Raw genomic sequence first — 22,902 nt, 5'->3', positions numbered from 1 at the left:
GTGCTTCCCGTAACAGGTTGCTCCTGCCAATGTGGTTGCAGCATAAGAACGCCTTCTGACGCCTGGGAACTGGTCAGAAACTTCTGGTCGCGCAATGTTCGTGTAAGAAAACCTTTCAGGCTGAGACAGAGAGCTCCAACTTCATCGCATAGATCAATGTCTATGCGTGGCTCCAGGGTATGTTGGGTTGCGGATAGATTGGTCGCATTATTTTCTGCTCTATAACGAACCCAGGCCCACATCGTTGAGGTACAGGGCCGCTGAATTTCCAAATCTTCAAGTGCAAATGGAAGAGATAAAGCGTGACCATGCCCGCCGATATGCAGCCCAAGAGAAGCCTGGAAGGCGGCATCAAGCAGGCTGGGATGCAGGAGATAGTCATTCTGCGTCCCAATTACTGATGCTGGTAGTGAAAGTTTTGCTAGCGCGCACCCCTGACCGATAAAGAGATCCTGGATACTCTGAAATCCAGGGCCATACTCAATACCCAGCGAGCTAAAGGCTGAGTAACACTCGGTTGAAGAGAGATGATCTTGCTTGCATTGTGTTTTTAACGTATCAATATTCAGCATTGATGGAGTCAGCCGTTCAGTATTCGGCACGATCAATCCCTGGCTAAGAATTTGTTGTTCCTGTTCATTTTCTGGCTTCGAGCTGTAAATCTCATAGGAAACGTCAGGATAATGGTTCAGCGTGAGTCTGATATGGACTTCACGTGGATGGTCCTCCACCATAAGCGCACTGGGCCAGACAACATTTTTGAGTTGTAGCCGGGCCTGTGTTTTATACAAAGGTCCGGCGGCCTCTACAAATGCCACACGAGCCATTTCTAGATATGCTACCCCGGGCAACGTCCGAACGCCTTTTACTACATGATCAGCCAGGAAAAACTCATTCCCGGTAAAGGTCGAGTAGAAGTGCTGACCCGTTGGATTTGAAATATTGTTTTGTACTAATGGATGGATAGCCATTGAACTGGCAATTGGTGCACTATGATTGGATGCAGCACCTATGTTCTGTTCTACAAGCCAGTAACGTTCCCTGGCGAAGGGATAGGTTGGTAGATTGAGGCGATAAGGCTGGTGATCATCATAGAGCTGTGACCAATCCACATCAAGTCCTGTGACCCAGGCATCGGCTATATGGTGTAGATCTTTATTGTTTAGCCAGCTGCGCAATCTGACCTGGGCCTGTTCATCTCCTTCAAGGAGCCCGCGTCCGTGCTTGCCCTTTTTAACTTGAGCCATACGAATGCCATATGCAGGCTGTTTGGTGAGCAGATCAGCCAATGTTTGAAGTAGTTCTTCTCGTGAATGGGCCACAAAAGCCAGACGATAGTCCATGGCACGTCGACCAACCTGTAAGGTATAGGCCAGATCCTTCAGGGAGAAATCTGGATGAGTTGCAATCCAATTGTGTAAAGAACGAGTATAGGTGAGTAGTTGTGGTTCACTCTGAGCCGAGAGGGTGAACAGGATAGCGTGCTGAAGGTCATGATCCTGTCTGATACGTTGTGGACTGGATGTGCGTGAGCGATATTCCTCGATGATCAGATGTGCATTGGTACCGCTATAGCCAAAGGAACTGATGCACGCACGGCGTGGTACATCTCCTGAACTGGTCCAGGGGCGCGTTTCTGTATTGACATAGAGAGGAGAGTTCGCAAAATCAAAATGCTCATTGGGAGTTTGGAAATGAATGCTGGGGACAAGTTGTTGATGTTGCAAACACAAGAGAACTTTATGGAGGCTGGCAACGCCAGCAGCCGCAGAGGTATGCCCGATATTACTCTTGACCGAGCCAATCGCACAGAACTGTTTTTTCGTCGTGTATTCCTTAAAGACGCGCGAGAGTGCCTCCAGCTCTATCGGATCGCCCAATTTCGTGCCCGTGCCATGTGTCTCCACATAACTAATTGTTTCAGGATCGATATGGTACTGTTGATAGACCTCGCGGAGTAGTTCCATTTGCCCACTCATATTCGGAGCGGTAATCCCATTTGTTTTGCCATCCTGGTTGATGCCCGATCCAATGATCACCCCATAAATAGGATCGTGGTCCGCCTCGGCATCTCTTAATCGCTTGAGAACTACCGCTCCTACCCCTTCACCAGGGACAAAGCCATTGGCGTTCGTATCAAAGGTCTTACATTGACCATCGGGTGAGAGCATACCCGCCGCACACATATCCAGATAGCTTTCCGGTGCCAGGTACAAGGTTACACCACCAATCAACGCCATGTCAGTCTCATGGTGTGCCAGAGCCTGGCAGGCTAGATGTGTTGCCACCAGCGAAGAGGAGCAGGCGGTATCAATTGCAATAGCCGCGCCTTTAAGATTAAGAAAGTAAGGGATGCGTGCTGCAGCAATCGCAAAGCTGTTCCCGGTCGTACTCGCGACTCCTGAGTGTCGCTGTGAGACCATCTGTCCGTATTCATTTCCCATAATGCCCAGGTATACATTGCACTTCAGATTATTTAAGGATTGTGGACTATAGCCTGCATCTTCAAAGGCCTTATAAGCCTCTTCAAGGAAGAGACGCTGTTGTGGATCGATGACTTCTGCCTCTCCAGGGGAGATATTGAAGAAGAGTGGATCGAAATATTCAATATCATCAAGAGCACCGAGCCATTTGCAGTTGATTTTGCCCTCCTGAAACGGACGTGGATCATAATAGCGGTTACTGTCCCAGCGTTCTCGGGGAATCTCTCGCACGCAATTTTTACCCTGTGCGAGATTATCCCAGTAGTGATTCAGATCGCTTGCACCGGGATAGCGACCGGATATGCCCACAATCGCAATAGCCTCTGCTTCGTTCGAGCCTGTTGTAGCCTCCTTGATGCTCTGTTTGGGCTGAGTCTGTTGTGGTTCTCGTTGAAGTGGCGCTAGAGTTGCTGGTGTTTCAATAACTGGTTTTATTGCTGGCTGATGTTCTGGAGACACGATGGGTGTGATCGGTCTCTGTGGCTCCATTGGTGACGTAGTTTTGGCTATCGCCGCCTGAGATTGATGGGGGTAGGCGTAACCGCGTTGGGTGAATTCCTGGTAGAGTGATTCCGCCAGTTTTCGCAGGCTGCTAAAATCATAGATTGCTGTAGCCAGGAGTGAGGTTCCATATTTCTTATTAATTGACCGTACCCATTCGACGGCAACAATTGAATCCATGCCCATATCAACAAATGAAGCATCGACATCGATGTTGCCCTCTTCTTTAAAGAGTGCTTCCGCCAGACTAAGACCCAATTCATCGAGTAGAGCCATCCGCGAGGGAAGAGGATGAGCAGCGAGTGAGGCTGGCGGATTGATGATAAGGTTTTGTGGGCCCATTTGAGCAGAAGACTGGGCGCGTGGTTCCTGCTCCTGCTGTAAGAATTCAGCGAGCTCACGAATACCGGGATGTTCATAGAGAATTGTCGCTGGAAGTGAGGCTCCATAGCCTTTATTGATCGCATGCACCAATTCGCTTGCAATGATAGCATCCATGCCCATATCGACAAAGGTGCTATCCAGATCAACATCCTTCGGGTCCAGATAAAGGCATTCCGCAACAATTTCAATCAGTTCGTCTTGTATATGTTGTACAGCAGGAGTGGGTTGGTGGGCAGAAATAGATCTGTCATGCGCGCCATTTTGTGTCTGCTGTGCGGCCTGATGATTAGTAGCCTGTGCTGTTGGAGAGAAAAGTGGCGCTAACGTTATATGTGGACCGGGCTGATGTGATGGTCCTTGTGTGCCGGGCATAATATCTGATAGCGGTGGTAGCGAAATACCATGCTGTTTTCCTGACGTGGCAACAGATGCAACTGGCGATGTTAGTACTGGTTGGGAAGAAACTGAGCGCGTTTGTATGGGAGTGGGCGGGGTGCTGGTATGGGTATCAAGTTGCGCTTTGCTTTCCAGCCAGTAGCGCTGACGGGCAAATGGATATGTAGGCAGGCTGAGACGGCGAGGTTTTGGTTCATTATATAGTGACTGCCAGTCGATTTCCACACCCTCGACCCAGAGTTCTAAAATATTTTTGAACTTGCCACGCTGGAACCAGGTATAGAGCAAGGACCGGGCATCGTCATCTTTTTCGAAGAGTTGCGTTTTCTGACTCTTTTTGGTTTGTCCAGTTCGTACTCCTGCATCTGGTTTCTCCATGATAAAGCTTTGTAAGCGTTGTAGGAGCTCTTCCCTGGATTCTGCCAGGAATGCCAGGCGGTATTCCATTGCATCTCTGCCACACTGCAGTGTATAGATGAGAGCCTGCAGATCCAACTCTTTTTGCTGCTGAATATAGGCCTGCATACTTTTCGCATACGTCTGTAGTTGGGCTTCACTTCTGGCTGAAAGGACAAAGACGAGTGGATTCCCTTTCGTGTGTGGTTGACTGCTCATTGTTGGTACTGAAGTTGGGAGATACTCTTCAATGACCAGATGGGCATTTGTACCACTAAAACCAAAAGAGCTGACACCTGCACGGCGTGGACTATCTGGCGTTGCCTGCCATGGACGCAGGGTGGTATTGGCATAAAATGGGCTCTCGGTAAGCGAAATATGTTCATTGAGCTTCTTCATGTTGATGGTTGGAGGAAGCATTGAGTTCTGCAAGGCCAGCAAGACCTTCATAACGCCAGCGATGCCAGCCGCTGCTAGCAGGTGCCCGATATTACTTTTTACCGAACCCAGAGCGCAGTATTGTTTTTTGTCTGTAAAAGATTGGAATGCCTCAACCAGTGCCTCCACTTCAATTGGATCGCCCAACTTTGTCCCGGTGCCATGAGCTTCAAGTAAAGTAATGGTTTCGGGATTAATACCAAAGCGGCTATAAACCTCGTGCTGTAAGAGGTCTCGTTGTGAGTTAGAGCTCGGAGCGGTAATCCCATTGGTCTTTCCGTCCTGGTTGACGCCCCAGCCACGAATGACCCCATGAATGATATCTTGATCATGGATGGCATCTGAGAGACGCTTTAAAAGTATCACGCCGACACCCTCGCCAGGAACAAAGCCATTGGCTCGGTTATCAAACGTATAGCAATGACCATCTTTTGACATCATGCCAGCTTTACTGATCAAAATATGGGGTAATGGACCTGCCATAACATTGACCCCGCCAGCTAATGCCAGATCACTGTTATGAAGAAGCAGGCTATTACAGGCTTCTGCAATGGCGACCAGTGAACTAGAGCAGGCGGTATCAATGGCCATGCTTGGGCCCTTTAAGTTTAAGAGATATGAGATACGCGCAGCCAGGATCGAGGTAGTCTCGCCCATCATCGCCAGTCCATTAAGCTCTTGCTGGCTGACGCGCTTACCATAATCTCCGGTTGCACAGCCAGCGAAGACACCACAGCGTGTCCCAGATAATCCTGAAGGTTTGATGCCAGCATTTTCAATTGCGCTCCAGCAGTGTTCAAGGAACAGACGTTGCTGAGGGTCCATCAGCTCAGCCTCATGCGGAGTGATACGAAAAAAGAACGGGTCGAATTTATCAATATCATCCAATGCACCCATCCAGCGTCCAAAGGTTTTTCCTGGGGCTTCATGATCTGGATCATAATAGTCAGCAATAGGCCAGCGTTCAGCTGGAATTTCTGAAATGCAGTCCATACCTTGCGCTAGATTGTGCCAGAACTCTGTTAGATCTTTTGATGCAGGGAACTTTCCTGACATCCCAATAATCGCAATGGCCGCCTCCGTATGTTGTGGCGAAGTCGTTAAGGTGGGAGCCAGATTTGAGCTTTGCGGAGGCGCATCTGGACGCTGTGATTCTTTTCCAACGCGCAATGCAGTTGGTCTGGATTGAGCATACTCGTAGGCTGCGTTCATCAATAAGGCAGCCACTTCATGTACATGGCGGTTTTGCCATTGTTCGTAGCGTGTCCCGGCGACCCAGCGATTGAACGCGCCCATAGCCGGGCCACAGAAGATCTGGAAATTGTCCGCTTCCGAGAGATCGCCATCACGGGTAATCTGACTGCAATGGGCGAAATACCATTTGAAGATCATCGCCATTTTTAGATGAGCGTTCTCGTTAGCTTCCTCAATCTGTTCTGGATTGCGCTGTCGCTTATAATCGCAAACAAGTTGCCAGACCTCGGCCAGGGAACGTTTAAAGTAGTTGGTTTCGAGATCTCTTTTGATACTAGCTGAAAGGTCATCCAGAGATTTATAGTGTGTGTACAACTGATAGAGTGTATTGGCGCGAAGTGCGTGTCGGCTATTTTTGCGCACAACCTGAGCCCTGGCCCCAATCTCAAACATATCGCCAGCGATTGAGATCGTTGTATCGTGTAATGATACGGTACTCAAAATATCTTTGATGACCGGGTGAGCGCCACTTTCAAGCGTGCATTGATTAATGGAACCGGTAAAGACGAAATCAGCACCCAGAGCAAAAGCGGAGACAATGGCTGCCGGGGTCCCAATGCCGCCGCCGCAACCCACCATAATCTCTTCCTGATATCCATAGTGTTGTTGCAACTCCGCCTTGAGTGCAATGACATCAGGCAGGAGGGCAAAGGCAACTCCCTGATCAGTATGACCGCCCGAATCTGTTTCCACGGCCAGGTCATCTGCCAGTGGGATTTGCTGGGAAAGTTGAGCCTCTTCGGCGTTAATCAAGCCAGCTTGTAGCAAGCGCTGTACATGCTCCAGCGGTGGTGGCGACAGAAAGAGACGCGCGACATTGAGGTGTGAACATTTAGCGATAATACGTCGGGGAATAATAATTCGGCCAGCTTGCTGTGAAAGACCTTTGACTCTAAAGTAGACCAGTGGCTCAGTGACCGCTGAAAATGCTGCGGCCTCGATAACTGGAACCTGCCATTTCAGGAATAAATCAACCAGACGTTGTTCCTCTTCTGGATGATGAAAATTAGATAGCAAGCACATGCCGTAGATTTTATCTGGCGCGAGTCGAGCACGAATGCGTTGCAGATGGTCTGCAACCTGCTCGCTACGGAGTCCAGCACTGCCGAAAATACCCAGAAGGTCGTGATTGCCTAAGGCGGTAACCAACTCTACCGAAGCTACTCCATCTCCCATGGAACCGGCGTAGTAGCTCCATTTACAGTGATAGCGGGTCTGAAAAAGAGGATTTCCCAGGCGCGCTGGCAGGATTTCTTCCTGTGGCTGTGCAATGGCCTCGCGTGATTGTTCAGTGCCTGTTAGTAACTGGACCTGTGGTTTTTCGCTCGGGCTGGTCCAGGCTGCGCTGGAAGTATTCGAACTTTGGATCATACGTGATGATGGTTTGATTTCAGACTCTAATGGTGCGGGCTCCGGTGGTGGGGCACTACGTGATGGGGGGGCAGCGGCGGCTGGCTGTTTCCCCTGCTTAGAGATTTGTCTGGCCAGAAAATCTGAAAATTCACGGATCGTAGGATAATCATAGACGCGGCTGGCTGTAAGTGACATAGTGTATTGTTTATTGATCGTTTTGATCCATTCCACGCCAATGATTGAATCCAATCCCAACTCGACAAATTTTCTATCCAGGTCAATTTCATTGCGTTCCATATAGAGGATATCTGCCAGGCTAAGAGCCAGGTCCTCTTGCAACGTTTCTATCATATCCATGGCAGGAGCCTCCATGCTTAATTGTGCTGTATTTTGTGATGGATGTTCATTTTGAACTTGTGGTGTGAGTCCGAGCGGTGGCAATACTGTTTTCCCTTGCTCAAGCCGAGTTGTTGCTTCGGGCATTGGGATTATAGGATCAGTTGTTAAGGTACTCAAAACGATTTCCCGCGGTTTTGTCTGTGGTTGGACTGCGGATTTTTCGCCGTTGTGTATCTGTGATGCAGGAATAAGTGACGGCAAGGTGAAAGTGCTGGTGCCTTGAAGATCGATAGGTGATTCGAGTATTGAAGTATCTTTTGGCTTGTTGTTGGCTGTTCGATTCTCCCGTACCTGTATCCAGTACTGGTTTCTAGCAAACGGATACGTTGGTAAGTGAAGCCGCTCTGGCGTCTCTGGTGTGAAGAGTTCTTGCCAGGGCAGTGTATATCCCTGACAGTACAGATCAGCTAGCGCGTGCAGATTTTCCTGATATTTTTGCTTATTTGTGTGTAGCGAGCGGCATTGTACCAGCAGATCTTGCGCAAAAGTTTCCAGTGCTTTCTGGCTGCTAAAATCGCGAGCTACATTTCCTCTTAATATGCCTGGCCACGCCTCCATTTGTGCCGCCCGCTGTAGTGCCTGGAGAGCATCCTCATAATCCTGTACTACCATGGCACAGCGCTGAGCGAAATGCTGGCGCCCTATCATTAATGTATAGCTGAGAGCAGTAAGATCGAAATCCTGTGCATTATGGGCTTGTAAGAAAGTGAGCATGGCAGTGATTTTAGCGATTAGTTCCTCACTGGTGCGTGCCGAGAAAAGTAATAGCGAGACAGGATGTGGATTTGTATGTCGTGTAACTGATGCATAATCGTAACGCTCCACATCGTAACGCTCCACCACCATGTGAGCGTTGGTTCCGCTGACACCAAAAGCGCTGACCGCACCGAGAGCTGGCTGCGAAAGAGGGGGAGTCCAGGGTCGGGCCGTTTTATTGATATAGAATGGGCTTTGTTTCCAGTTGATAAAATCGTTTTCCTCTTCACAATGCAAACTGGCGGGAATAGTATTATGACGCAGCGCCTGGACCAGTGCGATAAGACTGACCAGACCTGAGGCTGCAAAGGTATGACCCACATTTGTCTTAGTCGAGGTCAATGCACAGTAGCCTTCACGATGGGTATATTTTTTGAAGGCATCAGATAGAGCCTGAATCTCAATGGGATCTCCCAATCTGGTCCCTGTGCCATGAGTAATAATATAGCTGATCTGTTCTGGATTGATCTGATAACGATCATAGATAGTTTGCAGCAAATCTGTTTGCGCTATCAGGCCTGGTGCGGTAATGCCGTTGGTTTTACCATCGTAGTTAATGCCGCTACCCTTAATGAGAGCATAGATGGGATCGCCATCAGCTATGGCCTGTGAAAGCCGCTTGAGGACAACAACCGCAACGGCCTCACCGGGCACCAACCCATTAGCACGTCTGTCGAACGCATAGCAGCGCCCATCCTCAGAGAGCATTCCCGCGTGATCCATTGCTTCCATTGTTTCGCTTGCCAGGAGAAGACTCACTCCGGCGGCGATAGCGGTATCGCACTCCTGGTTGCGCAGGCTCAAGCAAGCCTGATGAGCGGCCACCAGTCCAGATGAGCAGGCGGTGTTGATAGACATTACCGGTCCGTGTAAATTGAGGAAATACGCCAGACGAGCAGCCAGAATGCCATCGTGATTAGAGGTAATGGGCGTCTGTGTCCCCGTTAGAAGTTGATAGTCGCCGCTCTCCACTCCGACAAACATTGCAATTTTACTGTTAGTGATCTGTTGAGAACCATAGCCTGCATCTTCTAGAGCGTTCCAGGATTCCTGCAAAAGAAGACGTTGGCGTGGATCCATAAACTCGGCTTCGCGTGGAGATATTTCAAAGAAAGCTGGATCAAACTCCCGTACCCCTGGAATCCAGCCGCCGCGCCAGTTTTGCTTCTGTTGTGAGAAGCGCTCAACTGGTGGTGCGCTAATCACATCCTGACCCTCACTTAGCGTGTTCCAGAATTCGTCAATATTGCGTGCCTGAGGGAAACGCCCGCTCATTCCAATAATCGCGATGGGCTCGGATAGAGTTGACTCACTACTCTGCTCGTAAATCTTATGAGATGGATGTAACGTTGCAGCGGGTGCGGGCGCCGCCGGTGTGGTGATGGATGCGACAGGCGTGGATTCTTCTTCATAAAATGTATGAATGGCTGCAGCATGCTCAGAAAGGAAGTAGTGTAGCAGTCTTCGCAGGGTTGGATAGCCGAAGAATAGTGCTGGAGTGATATTCAATGTATAGTGTTGAGAAAGCACTCTGGCAAACTCAGCCAGACTGATAGAATCAAAGCCGAAATCCGTCAGGTTTGCTGTTTGATCCAGGCGCTCTCGTCCCAGTTTGAGCACCTGACCTATCAGAGTGCTGAGATCCCATTCCAGACATTGTTCAACTGTCCAGCCTTTCATATATGCCTGCCTGCCAGTGCCGTTATGATGGGTATGGTGTATGCCTTCATGAGTGGGAGCAGGCTTATCATCTGTCAGTCCGAGAAAGTGTGTGATGCGATCTGTTTGACCTGCCAGGATCAGATACTGGGTGCCAGCCTGAGTGAGTAATTGTTCGAAGATGCGCAGTCCCTCTGCAGTTTCCAGATAGCGTTGTCCGCTGGAGGCCAGATACATCTGTGTCTGCTCTGCATCATCCATCCTCATTCCACCCTCTCTCCAGAGAGGCCAATTGATTACCAGAGTCTTCCCGCTCCGTTTTCCCTGCTGCCGCCATTGCTCGCGTAAGCTACCATAGCTTATCAAGAAACGATTGCCTACAGCATAGTCGCCCGCGCCAAAGTCACCGAGGATGGCTGCAGAAGAAGAGAAGTAACAGGTAAAGTCCAATGGTTCCTGTGCCAGTAACTCGTCGAGAAGGAGCGTGCCCTGGATTTTAGCAGCCAGAGTGTGCCGGAAGGAGGCATGGCTCTTCTGTAAGATCGTCTCATGACCAGACAGTCCCGCAGCATGAATCACACCATGCAATGGGCCAAAGCGCTCTTTACCCTGGAGAAGTGCTTCTCGTAGCTGGATGGCATTGCAGACATCTGCCTGTAGATAGAGTACCTCGCCGCCTGCAGCCTGTATAGAGGCGAGTGCGGCTTGTCGGGATTCATCTAGTGATGAGCGACCCAGTAAAAGTATGCGCGCCGAATACATGCGAGCGAGATAGGTAGCGAAGAGTACACCAAGTCCGCCCAGACCGCCTGTGATCAAATAGGTGCCTCCCTGACGTAAAAGGCTAGCTGTGGTTGGTTGCAGAAGGACTGGTTGCGTTCGCAAATATTTAGGCGTAGCTGTGTCTGTATAAAGAAGGCTCTCTGCTTTGGGCATTTGCAGCGCCTGCCAGAGCCACTGAGCCCAGCGTGCAATAGGTAACGAATGTTCTTGCTCTGAAGTGCGAGCAAGGAGTCCAGAGAGTTGAAGTTGAGGCAGAATCAGACCCAGCGAACGTTCCAGACCGATCCATGCTTCCAGGGTTGCCTGCTCCAGATCAGAGGAGAAGGAGGAGGCCCAGAGCAGGCGTGTAGTTGTATGTGTTGGTGTGACTGGTAGTGCCTGAATGAGTGAGAGTAGGGAGGCAGGATCACGTCGGCACGAGGGATCTTCTAACGGAAAGAGATAAAAAATTGTGTCGATGTGCCCATATAGATTTTGCAATGTTTGCAATGCCTCCTGATAGGACGAGGGGAGCGTGTGATCGAGCGTATAGTGGTTGGGAGAGGATTGTGCAAAAGATAAACCCTGTGAGAGGAAGATAATGGTACAGTTTGGTGCAAATACACGCAGAGCAGTAGTGATCTCCTGCTGGGATTGGGGTTGTGAAAGGAAGCAGACCAGAGTGCGCGGTGTCCAGAGACCAGGAGTAGCAGAAAGTCCTGCTGTAGCTTCTTGCCAGGTCTCTTCAAAGACCAGAAGTTCTGTGTTGGTGGGCAGTTGAGTTTGATTGGAACTCTCGCTCACATGACTGACAGCAGCAATACTTGATCCGGCTGCTGGCATCTCATCTCTGGACATCCAATAGCGCTCCCTGGCGAAAGGATAGGTTGGCAGGCTGATGCGCCCAGGTTTGTGTTGATCATAGAAATAGTTCCAATCGAATGTTAGCCCTCTGGCCCATAGATCTGCGATTTTTGTATATTTTCGTGCTTCAATCCAGCGTTTTACCGCAATCTGTAGTTCATCATCTGCAAAGAGCGTGATAGTTTCCTGGTTCTGCTTGACTTGACCGCGATAGAGATCAGCAATATCCTCTTTCCCAGACACAAATGCCTGCAATTTTTCCTGTAAATCTGCCAATGAGTGTACCAGCAAGGCTAGCCGTTCCTCCATGGCCTCGCGCCCTACTTGAAGCGTGTAGGCGATTGCAGCCAGATCAGATGCGGTAACAGCTTGCTCTTGAATAGAGGCTAATAATCTTTGTGCTTGTTCCTGTAATTGCTGTGCGCTTTTGGCTGATAAAACAATTATTGCTGGATTGAGGGACGTAATACTAAATGATGGCAGAGTCTGTTGCGCAGGAATATATTCCTCGACAAGTATATGAGCGTTGGCCCCCCCGGCACCAAAGGAGGAGATACCGGCGCGACGTGGATATTCCCGTATCTGCCCATCGCTTTTGATCAGCGGACGCTTCCATTCAGCGAGTTCCTGTTGAACTGTGAATGGAGTTGTATTGAAGTTGATATAAGGATTTAGCACTTGTGAATGTAGTGAAGGAGCGTATTGAGCATATTTGAGTTGTAACAGGACTTTACTCAAACCCGCGATGCCCGCTGCACTCTCAGTATGTCCAATATTAGATTTAACTGAACCCAGGGCACAGAATTGTGTATCAGTTGTATCTGGTGTGAATGCGCGTGTCAGTCCTGTAATCTCAATCGGATCGCCGAGAGTTGTTCCGGTTCCATGTGCCTCTATATAAGAGATTGTACGAGCATTAATGCCAGCTCTCTCCAGCGCTGCTCGTACGAGATCACCCTGAGCATGAGGATTAGGAACCGTATAGCCATTGGTTTTACCTCCAGCATTGAGCATGCTTCCCTTAAGGACACCATAGATATGATCGCCATCGGCAATAGCCTGCGGCAACGGTTTCAGTACAATTGCTCCTACTCCTTCACCATCCACAAAACCATCAGCTTGATCACCAAAGGCCCGACACTGCTCGCCCGACGAGAGCATTGTTAGCTCTGATAACTTGATGTAGTGTGCTGGATCGACGATTAAATTTACTCCACCAGCAATAGCGCAGGTACTCGTGCCGCTATACAAGCTTTCGAGTGCCAGATGAATAGCCGTAAGAGATGAAGAGCAAGCTGTATCGACGGCCAGGCTCGGGCCATGGAAATCTAAGAGATAGGAGACCCGATTTGCAATGGACCAGTAGCTAGCCCCTGAAGGATAATTGGCGTTTGTGACGCCAACGAACACGCCAACTCTCCCTTTTGCAGACAAGTTTGCCGGGGTATAGCCCGCGTCTTCGATGCTGGCATAGGCTTCTTCCAGGAAGAGACGCTCCTGTGGGTCCATTTGTTCAGCCTCTTTAGGTGAGATATGAAAGAATAAGGGATCGAAGGCATCTACATCCTTCAGAAATCCTCCCCATTTTGTATAGCTTGTGCCTTTTTTTCCTCGTGCTTCCGCAAAATACTGCTGCCAATCCCAGCGATCAGCAGGAATTTCAGTAATGCTGCTGGAGCCATTTCGGAGCAATTGCCAGAACTCCTGCATATTTCTTGCGCCTGGATAGCGCCCGGAAAGCCCGATGATGGCAATATCCTGTACATGCGGAGCATGCTGACTTTCCGCTACAGGCGTTGCCTCACGCGCTAAAGAGCGCTCTGGATACTTGTCTGTGGGTGCTACGCTAGCCGGAATGGTTTGAGTGCTTGTTTGTGTTGTCGGTTTCTCTTCAGCTATGGGAGGCTCTGACAATTCTGACAATTCTGACAACCCGACCAGCGTCATCAATGTGGCTGTATGTGCCTGAAGAAGATGTTCCACCAGGGCCGAGATGGTGCGATATTCAAAGAAGACAGTGCTACTGATTTGCGGAAAGAGTTGGCTTAATCTGGTAGTAAGCTGGATTATCAGGAGTGAATCAATCCCATACTCTTCTAAAGGCGCATCGGGATGGATCTTTGCTGTTGGGAATTTCAGCGTATTGGCGATCAGCTGTTTTATATAAGCAGTGCTTTTCTCGCGTAACATTTCTTGCGTCGTAGCGCCGGGCTTCAAGTGTGGCGTTGGCGATTGTCGGGTTTCTGGCTGTTTCAATGTCTCCTGATGTAAGGCGATGGAAGCAACAGGTGTTGGATGTTGCTGGCGGGCAACTCCATTACTCTCAGCGATGATAATATGCTGTTCCTGTATCTGTATTTCTGCGGTTGGCACGTCGATTGAGCGGAATCCTTCACTTTCCAGGAGCATCTGCCAGGTCTGTAAAGAGAGACATGCGCTACCCTGGATACGTAATCTTGGATCATCAAAGCGCCACCATCCTTCAAGCAGACCAAAGGTGAGATGAGACCAGATCGTATGCTCGGTGATCTCGTTGATGAGGAGAAGTCCGCCGCTGCGTAAGGCTGCTTTCGCATTGCGCAATGTTTGTCGTATATCACGGGTCGCATGAAGTACATTGGTGGCGATCACCAGATCATAGGTACCAGCAGCAATTCCCTGAGCTGCAACAGGTTGCTCCACATTGAAAATCTGATAGTTCATATAGGGATAGTGCGCGCCATAAGCTTGCTCTGCATGCAGTAAAAAGGCTTTGGAAAGATCACTATAGCAGTATTCCTGGAGTGCAAACTGATAGGGTTGAAGTTTTTTCAGAACCCTGGTAGTTGTTGCTCCTGTGCCTGCTCCGATTTCCAGGATGCGTAGCCGTGCCGTAGGATCGTGTTTGAGCCGTTCCTTTATATATGCTTCTACAATCTTTGCCAGGGTCTCATTGTAATAATCAGCCAGCGGGTTGCCCTGGTAGATGGCTTCGACCAGTTCCAACGATCCGTGAGGGAACATGATTTCTGTGGCCGTTTGTTTTCCCGTTAGTAGGGCAGGTAAGGTAGTAAGCATCATCTCGGCCAGAACTGCGCGAGCATGCAGCGTCGCATCCTGCAACCAGAAGCTTTTTTGCCGTTCCCATTCCTGCCAGAGTTGACGGATCTCACCGGGATGTGTATTGATAGGTCGACACAAGGAACCATCAAAGTCGAGGTAGTGTTGAGTTGCCAGCAGCCTGAGGCTTTCCGGTAGCCAGCGGTCGCGTAGATAGGATAGAATTACATGTGCCTGGAGATCCGTGAGTACCGTGGGCTGTTGTGTAAACCATCCCAGGGCCAGTAACTGTGCCCAGAGGAGCTTGTAGAGTAGTATGTCCATGCTGGATGCAGTGCTCATAGTGTGCTTGAGTGGATTCGTTGAGGTTGTCGGAACCTCTTTGTTCCAGCGTGCTGCATCTGTTTGTATCAGATATGCTGCTATCTTGCGTAGTGTTGCGTACTCAAGTAGCAGGTCTGGGGTTAGTGACAGTTCATACTTCTGATTGAGAAGATCAAGCCAGGTATTGAGCTTAAACTGGTCCCAACCGTACTCATGCAGATCAAGATCTGCATCAACCTCTTCTACCGGCACCTGTAGGACTTGCGAAGCTATTTCTTGCAAGAGAATACTTACATAGCTTGTTAGATCATCGATCTCTGGCTGATGCGTCGTCATGAAAGCCAGCGGTACCGTGTAGTCTTCACGTACTGTATGTTGTAAGTAATCAAGGAGTGAGACCGGGTTCACTCCATAGTGAATCAGAAATTCTGTCTGGCTCACATTCTCCAAAGCAGCAGGGCGGGTCGTTTTCACCAGCGCCAGTTGTCGCAGCGGTCCGGTAAGCAAGTTATCCAGTGATGCGATTGCTTCGGGCGTGTCTATTGAGTCCAAACCTGTTGCTGCCATACGTTCTTGATACGCTTGAGAGGCTACGACTCCGACTTCTCCCCAATATCCCCAGTTGATAACACGTACATTGCATGACCAGTCTTTCGCCAGTTGATGCGCAAAGGCATCTTCAAAGGTAGAGCCTGCTGCATAGTTACTTTGACCGGCCTGACGCATAAAGGAATTGATGGAAGAGAAGAAGAGGACAAAATCCAGTCTTTCTTGCTGAAAGACCTGAGCCATTCTCACACTTATATCTACCTTGGCTGAAAGTGTTGCCAGGAAGCGTTCTTCGCTCATTCTGGCCAGACTCTGGTCCAGTAGCACGATAGCTGAGTGAATAATTCCATGGATATGTGGATAGCGTTGTTTGATCCGGCTATAGGCTTGTTGCAGAGATTGCAGATTGCTTGCGTCAGCTGAGATATAGAGCGGCGTTGGACCTGAGGCAGCCAGGCGATCAATTTTATTTTGAATATGCTGGTTTAAAGGGCGACGACCGATCCAGATAATCTGAGCCTGATATGTGCGAAGCATATGCTCGCTCCAGACCTCTCCGATACCACCAGCACCACCAATCACAACATAGACCCCCCCGGTACGGTAAGGACTTTGCGTTGGCTGAACATGCTGCTCGGGAAGTAATAGTTGGCGATACCATTCCTGATTGCGCCAGACCCAGGTATTCCCCTGTGGGTCTGCCGGGAGGCTGAAGATCTCATTCACAGGCCATTCTCCCTCGGCAGGAAGATCAAGTAGCCGAATTTGCCAGTGAGCATATTCTTTTGCCAATGCTCCAATTAATCCGTGGATGCTGGCATGGATTGGGTTTAGCGCTTCATGGTTGCTGATTGCCTGACTCTGGCGTGTGATAATTGTCCATGAGAGAGTTTTGCTGCTATAGCCTGCCTCCAGGAGCGCCTTAATCAAGCGGAAGATTTGCAGTACTCCTTGCTTCTGGTCGGTAATGATTGCCTCTTCGGTCAAGGGTTGTGGCTGGCTGGTTGGAGCCAGCCAGAAAATGTGATCGATAGCGCCAAAGGAGGTTAATGCGTGAGCAATGCTAGCCTGACTGGCATCCGAAGCAAGCTTCAGATGTTGCACATGCGTGTAGTAGCGTTCGAGCGTAGTATGAAGCTGTTCATGATCGCCTAATAAGACAACATGCTCAGTAGGCGTGGGCCAGCGTGGTCCTGGCTGGAACGATGCAGGTGTCCAGACCGGTGCGAGGGTGAGTGTTCCCTGCAAAGGAGGAAACGATGGCATACCAATAGTGTGTTCGCCGATGATGTTTCGATCTTCCATCTTGTTGGCTGGATATTCTGGATGTTCCGCGTATACAGGTGGAGGAGATATATATGCTGTAGAAGAGATATCCGTTTTCTCCGGTACCCAGTAGCTTTCACGAGCGAAGGGATAGGTTGGCAGTGCCATGCGCGTATAGTGATCAGGATATTGATCGCTGGTGAATAGCTGATCAAAGTCGAGCGTGTAGGCCTGTACATATAGATCAGCTACCACAGCGAGTTGTTCCAGATAGCTATTAGCTAATATATCCTCACGACACCGTTGGATACACTCATTGCCATAGCGTTTTAAGGAAAGTTGTTCTCGTCGTTCACCCTCACGCACCTCAGAGACCAGCAACTGCTGTGAGGTTTTCCCTTTCTCCAGCCAATCCGTAAGCAGTGTAATCAATTCAGAAACCGTGCTTACCACGCAGGCCAGTCGATGCTTAAAATGTTTTCTGCCCAGCAGCAGTGTATAGCTTATATTACCGCAGTCGCTCTCCGGTTCGCGTCGACAAAAGGCGATAAGTTGTGCCGCCTGTTGCTGTAATTGTTCCGATGAGCGAGCTGATAAGACAATCAAATAGCCGGGTTTTTCCCGATGATAGCGCTCAGATGCAGGTGCTTCTTCGATGACCATATGTGCATTGGTACCACTGGCCCCGAAGGAGCTCAGAGCTGCACGTCGTGGAGTGCCAGATCGGGTTTCCCAGTCTCTCAAGTGGGTATTGACATAGAATGGGCTATCCTCGAACTGGATGGCGCGATTCCCAGACTGAAAATGCAGAGATGGTGGCATCTGCCGATGTTTCAGTGAGAGTAAGAGTTTGATCAGACCGGTTATGCCAGCCGCAATCTGCGTATGGCCAAGATTGGTCTTGATTGAGCCGATTGCACAATAGGCTTGTTTGCTTGTATAGGCCCGGAAGGCACGACTAATCGCCTGATACTCGATAGGATCGCCCAGTCTGGTACCCGTGCCATGGGCCTCCACCATCTGAATCTCCGCAGGATCTATCTGGAATGTATCATAGACATACCGCTCCAGCCGTTCCTGTGACTTGAGACTAGGAGCGGTGATGCCATTGCTGGCTCCATCTTGATTGATACCGGAACCGCGAATAGTTGCATAGATATGGTCACCATCGGCAAGTGCAGCGCTAAGCCGTTTGAGTATGACCACGCCCACGGCCTCACCGGGCACCATCCCATCGGCCCGTTCATCAAACGTATAGCAATGCCCGGTTGATGAGAGCATATCAGCTCGATTGGCAGCCAGATAGAAAGCAGATGTGGAGTGAATAAAGACACCACCGGCCAGAGCCATCTCTGTTTCTCGGGTCCATAGGCTCTGACAGGCCAGGTGGATGGCAACTAGAGAGCTGGAACAGGCACTATCTACGGCAATAGCCGGACCTTGAAGATCCAGATAATAAGCGATGCGGGCAGGAATTAATGAGCCAAGATTACCCCAGAATGCTTGCGCAGGTGCATCCTGGGGTAGCAAGTGCTGGTAGTCACCTTTTTCACATCCAACATAAACCCCACAAAGACGCCCCTGTGCACTCGCCGCATAGCCAGCGTCCTCCAATGCTTTCCAGGCCTCCTCTAGAAAGAGACGTTGCTGTGGGTCCATGTAGGTTGCTTCAAGCCCAGAGATATTGAAGAAAAGTGGATCAAATTGGTCGATACCATTGATAAAGCTGCCAGAATTGCAATAGTCCGTCTGATCTGAATAATAGCGTGAAAGATCCCAGCGTGTAACCTTTTCAACGAGATTTGCACCTTGTGCCAGCTTATCCCATAAATCATCGACCGTGTCACAACCACCAAAGCGACCACTCATTCCAATGATAGCGATTGGCTCCCGATTCAAGGCTGATGTGGAGGTTGTATCGTCAGTTGGAGTGAAGGCCGGCTCTGGTACAAATCTTATTGGCGTGCTATGTGTATCAAGGGGCGTCGCTGGTGTAGCACTGGTAGTAAGTGGGGGTTGCGATTGGCTGGCTGTAAAGGTTGAGATTACACGGTCCTTATGATGCGACATAATATAGGCAGTTAACTCATTGACAGAGCGATAGTCAAAGAGAATCGTTGTTTCCAGCGTGAGTGCAAGAGATTGATTAATGTTTTGTACCAGTGTGACTCCAAGGATTGAGTCGACTTGCATCTCGCGCAATGGGATATCGGTATCAATAGTTGTAATGGCTATCTCTAATGTGCTGGCAAGATGATCGACAATGATGCCGCGAACATACTCCTCTATTTTCTGATCTGTGAGTGTAGATGCAAGGATCTGGCTCTGCGTAAACGACGATTGGGCTGTGTTTACCAGTTGGCTTTTTTTCTCATGCTGCTGTGATGTTTTATGATCGATGTTGGCTAATTCCTGAGCGAGCAGGACACCATCGCTTTCGGCAACGATGATCTGTTGACCTGATTCATGCGCAGCCTGAGCCGGGAAAAATGTTGCGCGAAATCCTTCTGCCTGTAAGGCTGTTTGCCAGTTTTGTGGTGTCAGTGCCGGGCATCCTTGTATGCGCACTTCTCCATCAGTGAAACGCCACCAACCCTCTAACAGGCCAAAGGTAAGATGGAGGAAAAGAGAATTCTGGTTGATTTCATTGAGCAGGAGTAATCCATTGGGTTTTAAAAGCGCTTTGACGTTGCGCAGTGTCTGGTCAATCTGCCTGGTTGCGTGCAGCACATTGACGGCAACAACAATATCGTATGTTTGTGGTGTAAAGCCCTGTCTGGTAATCGGTGTCTCAACATCAAAGAGCCGATAGTTCAAATAAGGATTAGCTGGCCCATACATTTTTTTTGCGTAGAGCAAGAAGCTTTGGGAGATATCGGTATAGCAATATTCCTGGATAGCGGTGTGATATGGTTTGAGTCGCTGGAATATAACCTCGCTATTCCCTCCCGTTCCAGCTCCAATTTCAAGGATGCGAATGTGGGCGTTTGGATCCTGTCGTAAGCGTAGCTGTACATAGGTCAGCAGTGTCTCAGCAAGTGTTGTATTGAAATAATCTGCTACCGGATTATTTTTATAAATGCCCTCTACTAATTGCATTGAAGAAGAAGGGAACATACTATCGGTAGCTCGTTGCTTGCCAGCGAGAATAGCAGGGAGTGCACGTAACATCGCCTCGACCAGATTAGTCTGCGCCGCTGTTGCTGGATTGGCCTGCCAGTATTTTTTCTGATCGTTCCACTCCTGCCAGAGGAGTGTTTCATTGAAGCGTGCGTGAGTATTGATCGCATATTTTTGTCCATCGTAGGTAAGGTACTGCTCACGGCATAAAAATCGCAGGCTTTCCGCGAACCAGTGATTATAGGGGAATGATAAGCTGGCTCTGGCCTGCAATTCAGCTTCAGTTTGTGCGCTCTCCGTAAAGATGGTACCAGTGTACAGAGAGGCCCAGAGGAATTTCGCTAAAATCTTATTCATTCCTCGTACTTGTAGGCCTCCTTCTGGCGTAAGATCCTGTGTGGGAGGTTGCCCCTTTTGCGATTGGAGCTCAAGGATTACAGAAGGAAGCAATGAAGTCTTGATCGGTTCTATGTACTCTTGTTCTGTGTGAGCCTTTGTATTTTCCTTGATCCAGTAGCGTTCTCCAGAAAATGGATAAGAAGGGAGTGAGATGCGGGTGCAATTCACGTATTGATAGAGGTTTTTCCAGGGGAGATTGTATCCTTTGAGGTAGTAACTTGCCAGGGCAGTGAGTTTTTCTTGATAGGTGTGAGCTGGTAACTGTATCCCATTGGCTAACTCGTTGATCAATTGCTCGCCAGAAAGTGGTAAATCCGCATTGATTGTGGGCATCATCGCCTGGTCCGCGCTGTCAAAATATGCCTGAGTTGATCCCGTTTGTAGAAATGTCGCGATAGCCTGTTGGAGTTCAGCCAGGTTACTGGCGATAAAAGCAGAACGGTGAGGAAAATGGCTGCGCCCTACCAATAAAGTATAAGCCACATTTTGTGGGGATGGCGGTGTGGTTGTTTTTTCGAGCCAGTGGGCCATCATACTGATTTTTTGTCGCAGTGCTGCGGGCGTTTGGGCTGAGAATGGAAAGAGATAAGCAGGGAGGGGAGATGAAGAGTAGCGATCATCTTGTTGAGGAGCCTCTTCAATAATCAGATGGCAGTTAGTGCCATTAGAGCCAAAAGAACTGACACCTGCGCGTAATGGTTGCCCATCATGGCGCTGCCAGGCGAGTGTTTCACGATTGAATATGAATGGGCTCCCATCCATATTGATATATTCATTGACCTTTTTTATGCTAATGGTAGGAGGGATCTGTTTATGCCGCATTGCCAGTAACACTTTAAAAACACCGGCGCACCCGGCTACCAGCGTTGCATGTCCGAAATTTGGTTTATGCGAACCCAGAATACAGAAGGCACTCTGATCTGTATAGAGGTGGAAGGTCTCATTGAGCGCTTTGACCTCGATTGAGTCGCCAAGTTTGGTTCCTGTTCCATGGGCTTCAACATAGGAGATGCTTGCTGGTGAAATGGCTGCATTAGTATAAGCTTCAATGAGTAGTTCTTTTTGAGAACTGACACTTGGAGCCGTAATGCCGTTGGTTTTGCCCGATTGATTTATTGCCGAGCCCTTAATCACACCATGAATGACATCACCATCGTGAATAGCTTCTTCAAGGCGTTTTAATAGCAGGGTGCCCACTCCTTCTCCAAGGACCATCCCATTTGCGCTATTATCGAATGTATTACATGTGCCATCCGGTGATAGCATACCAGCCTTTGATGATAGCACCAAAAATTCTGGCGTAGGCATGAGAAAAACCCCACCTGCCAGTGCCATACTTGACTCGTGTCGACGAATGCTCTCACATGCCAGATGAATTGCCACCAGAGAAGAGGAACAGGCAGTATCGATTGTATAACTGGGTCCATGCCAGTTAAAGAAATATGAGAGGCGAGAAGCTAAAATGGACATCTCGTTGCCCAGAAACGTCTGTGCGGTAGGATCGTCGTCGAGACGTTTACTTTTATACTCTGAGTTCCGTCCACCCACAAAGACGCCTATTTTCTGACCAGAGAGCTGTTCCTGTGAATATCCGCCATCTTCAATAGCCTTAAATGCTTCTTGTAAAAATAAGCGCTGTTGTGGATCCATTCTCTCTGCTTCTGCTGGAGAGATATGAAAGAAGGCGGCATCAAATTTGTCGATTGCATCAAGCAAGCCTCCCCATTTACTGATAGAGGCATTTTTTTTGTCTGGATGGGGATCATAATAGCGTTGCTCTTGCCAGTCTTCACGATTAATCTCGCGAATACAGTTGTCACCAGCCTGCAGGTGTTCCCAGAATTCTTCCAGTGTGGTGGAGCCTGCAAATTGCCCTGAAATGCCAATGATCGCGATATCCCCACTCCGTTGCTCTGAAGCAGGATCGGGTGAGGCGCTATCTATGTCAGGTGTAGAGATGATATCTTGAGGAGTGCCTGGAACATCTGATTCAATGAGTGGACGTATATGATCAACGATAGTGGCGATACTCTGATATTCAAAGATCACCTCAACCTCTAGATGCAGACCCAGATGCTGATTGATTGCCTCAACCATATCGACCGCCAGGAGAGAGCTCATTCCCAGGTCGACAAAGTTTTTCTCCACATCTAGTGTGTCAGCAGAAACTTGTAGAAGTTCCGCAATGATTTCTTTTACCCTGACTTCAATTGTGACTTGTGAGCCTTTATCCTGACGGCTGCGTTTCCCTTTGCGCTTGTTTTCGTGACTCACCGCCTTTGTGCGTGATATTTCGGGAAGCTGGCTGGCAACGTGAGCGGCTAAGTGTTCGAGATCTGGATAATCAAAGATCACCTCTACTCCCAGTTGTGTCCCCAGGCGTTGATTGAGTATTTCGATAAATTCCACTGCCAGCAGAGAGCTCATCCCTTGATCGATAATGCTGATCTGTGTGGAGAGAGAGGCTTCGGGCACCTGTAGCACGCTTGCTGTAGCTGTTTGCAGCGTTTGTAAAACCTGCTCGAAATGAACACGAGAATTCGCCTTTTTCACGCAACAC

1 pseudogene is annotated in these 22,902 nt (G+C 49.1%); it reads right to left on the bottom strand.

Annotated elements, in window-relative coordinates:
- Positions 1–92 precede the first annotated feature (92 nt).
- Positions 93–22,841: pseudogene (locus F1593_RS28845) on the bottom strand (PfaD family polyunsaturated fatty acid/polyketide biosynthesis protein); the annotation flags it as partial.
- Positions 22,842–22,902 lie beyond the last annotated feature (61 nt).

Origin of the sequence: Dictyobacter arantiisoli (genome assembly GCF_008326305.1) — a bacterium.
Lineage (GTDB): Bacteria > Chloroflexota > Ktedonobacteria > Ktedonobacterales > Ktedonobacteraceae > Dictyobacter > Dictyobacter arantiisoli.
Note: the sequence above shows the minus strand (reverse complement) of the source record. Positions and strands in the feature narration are given on the sequence as shown.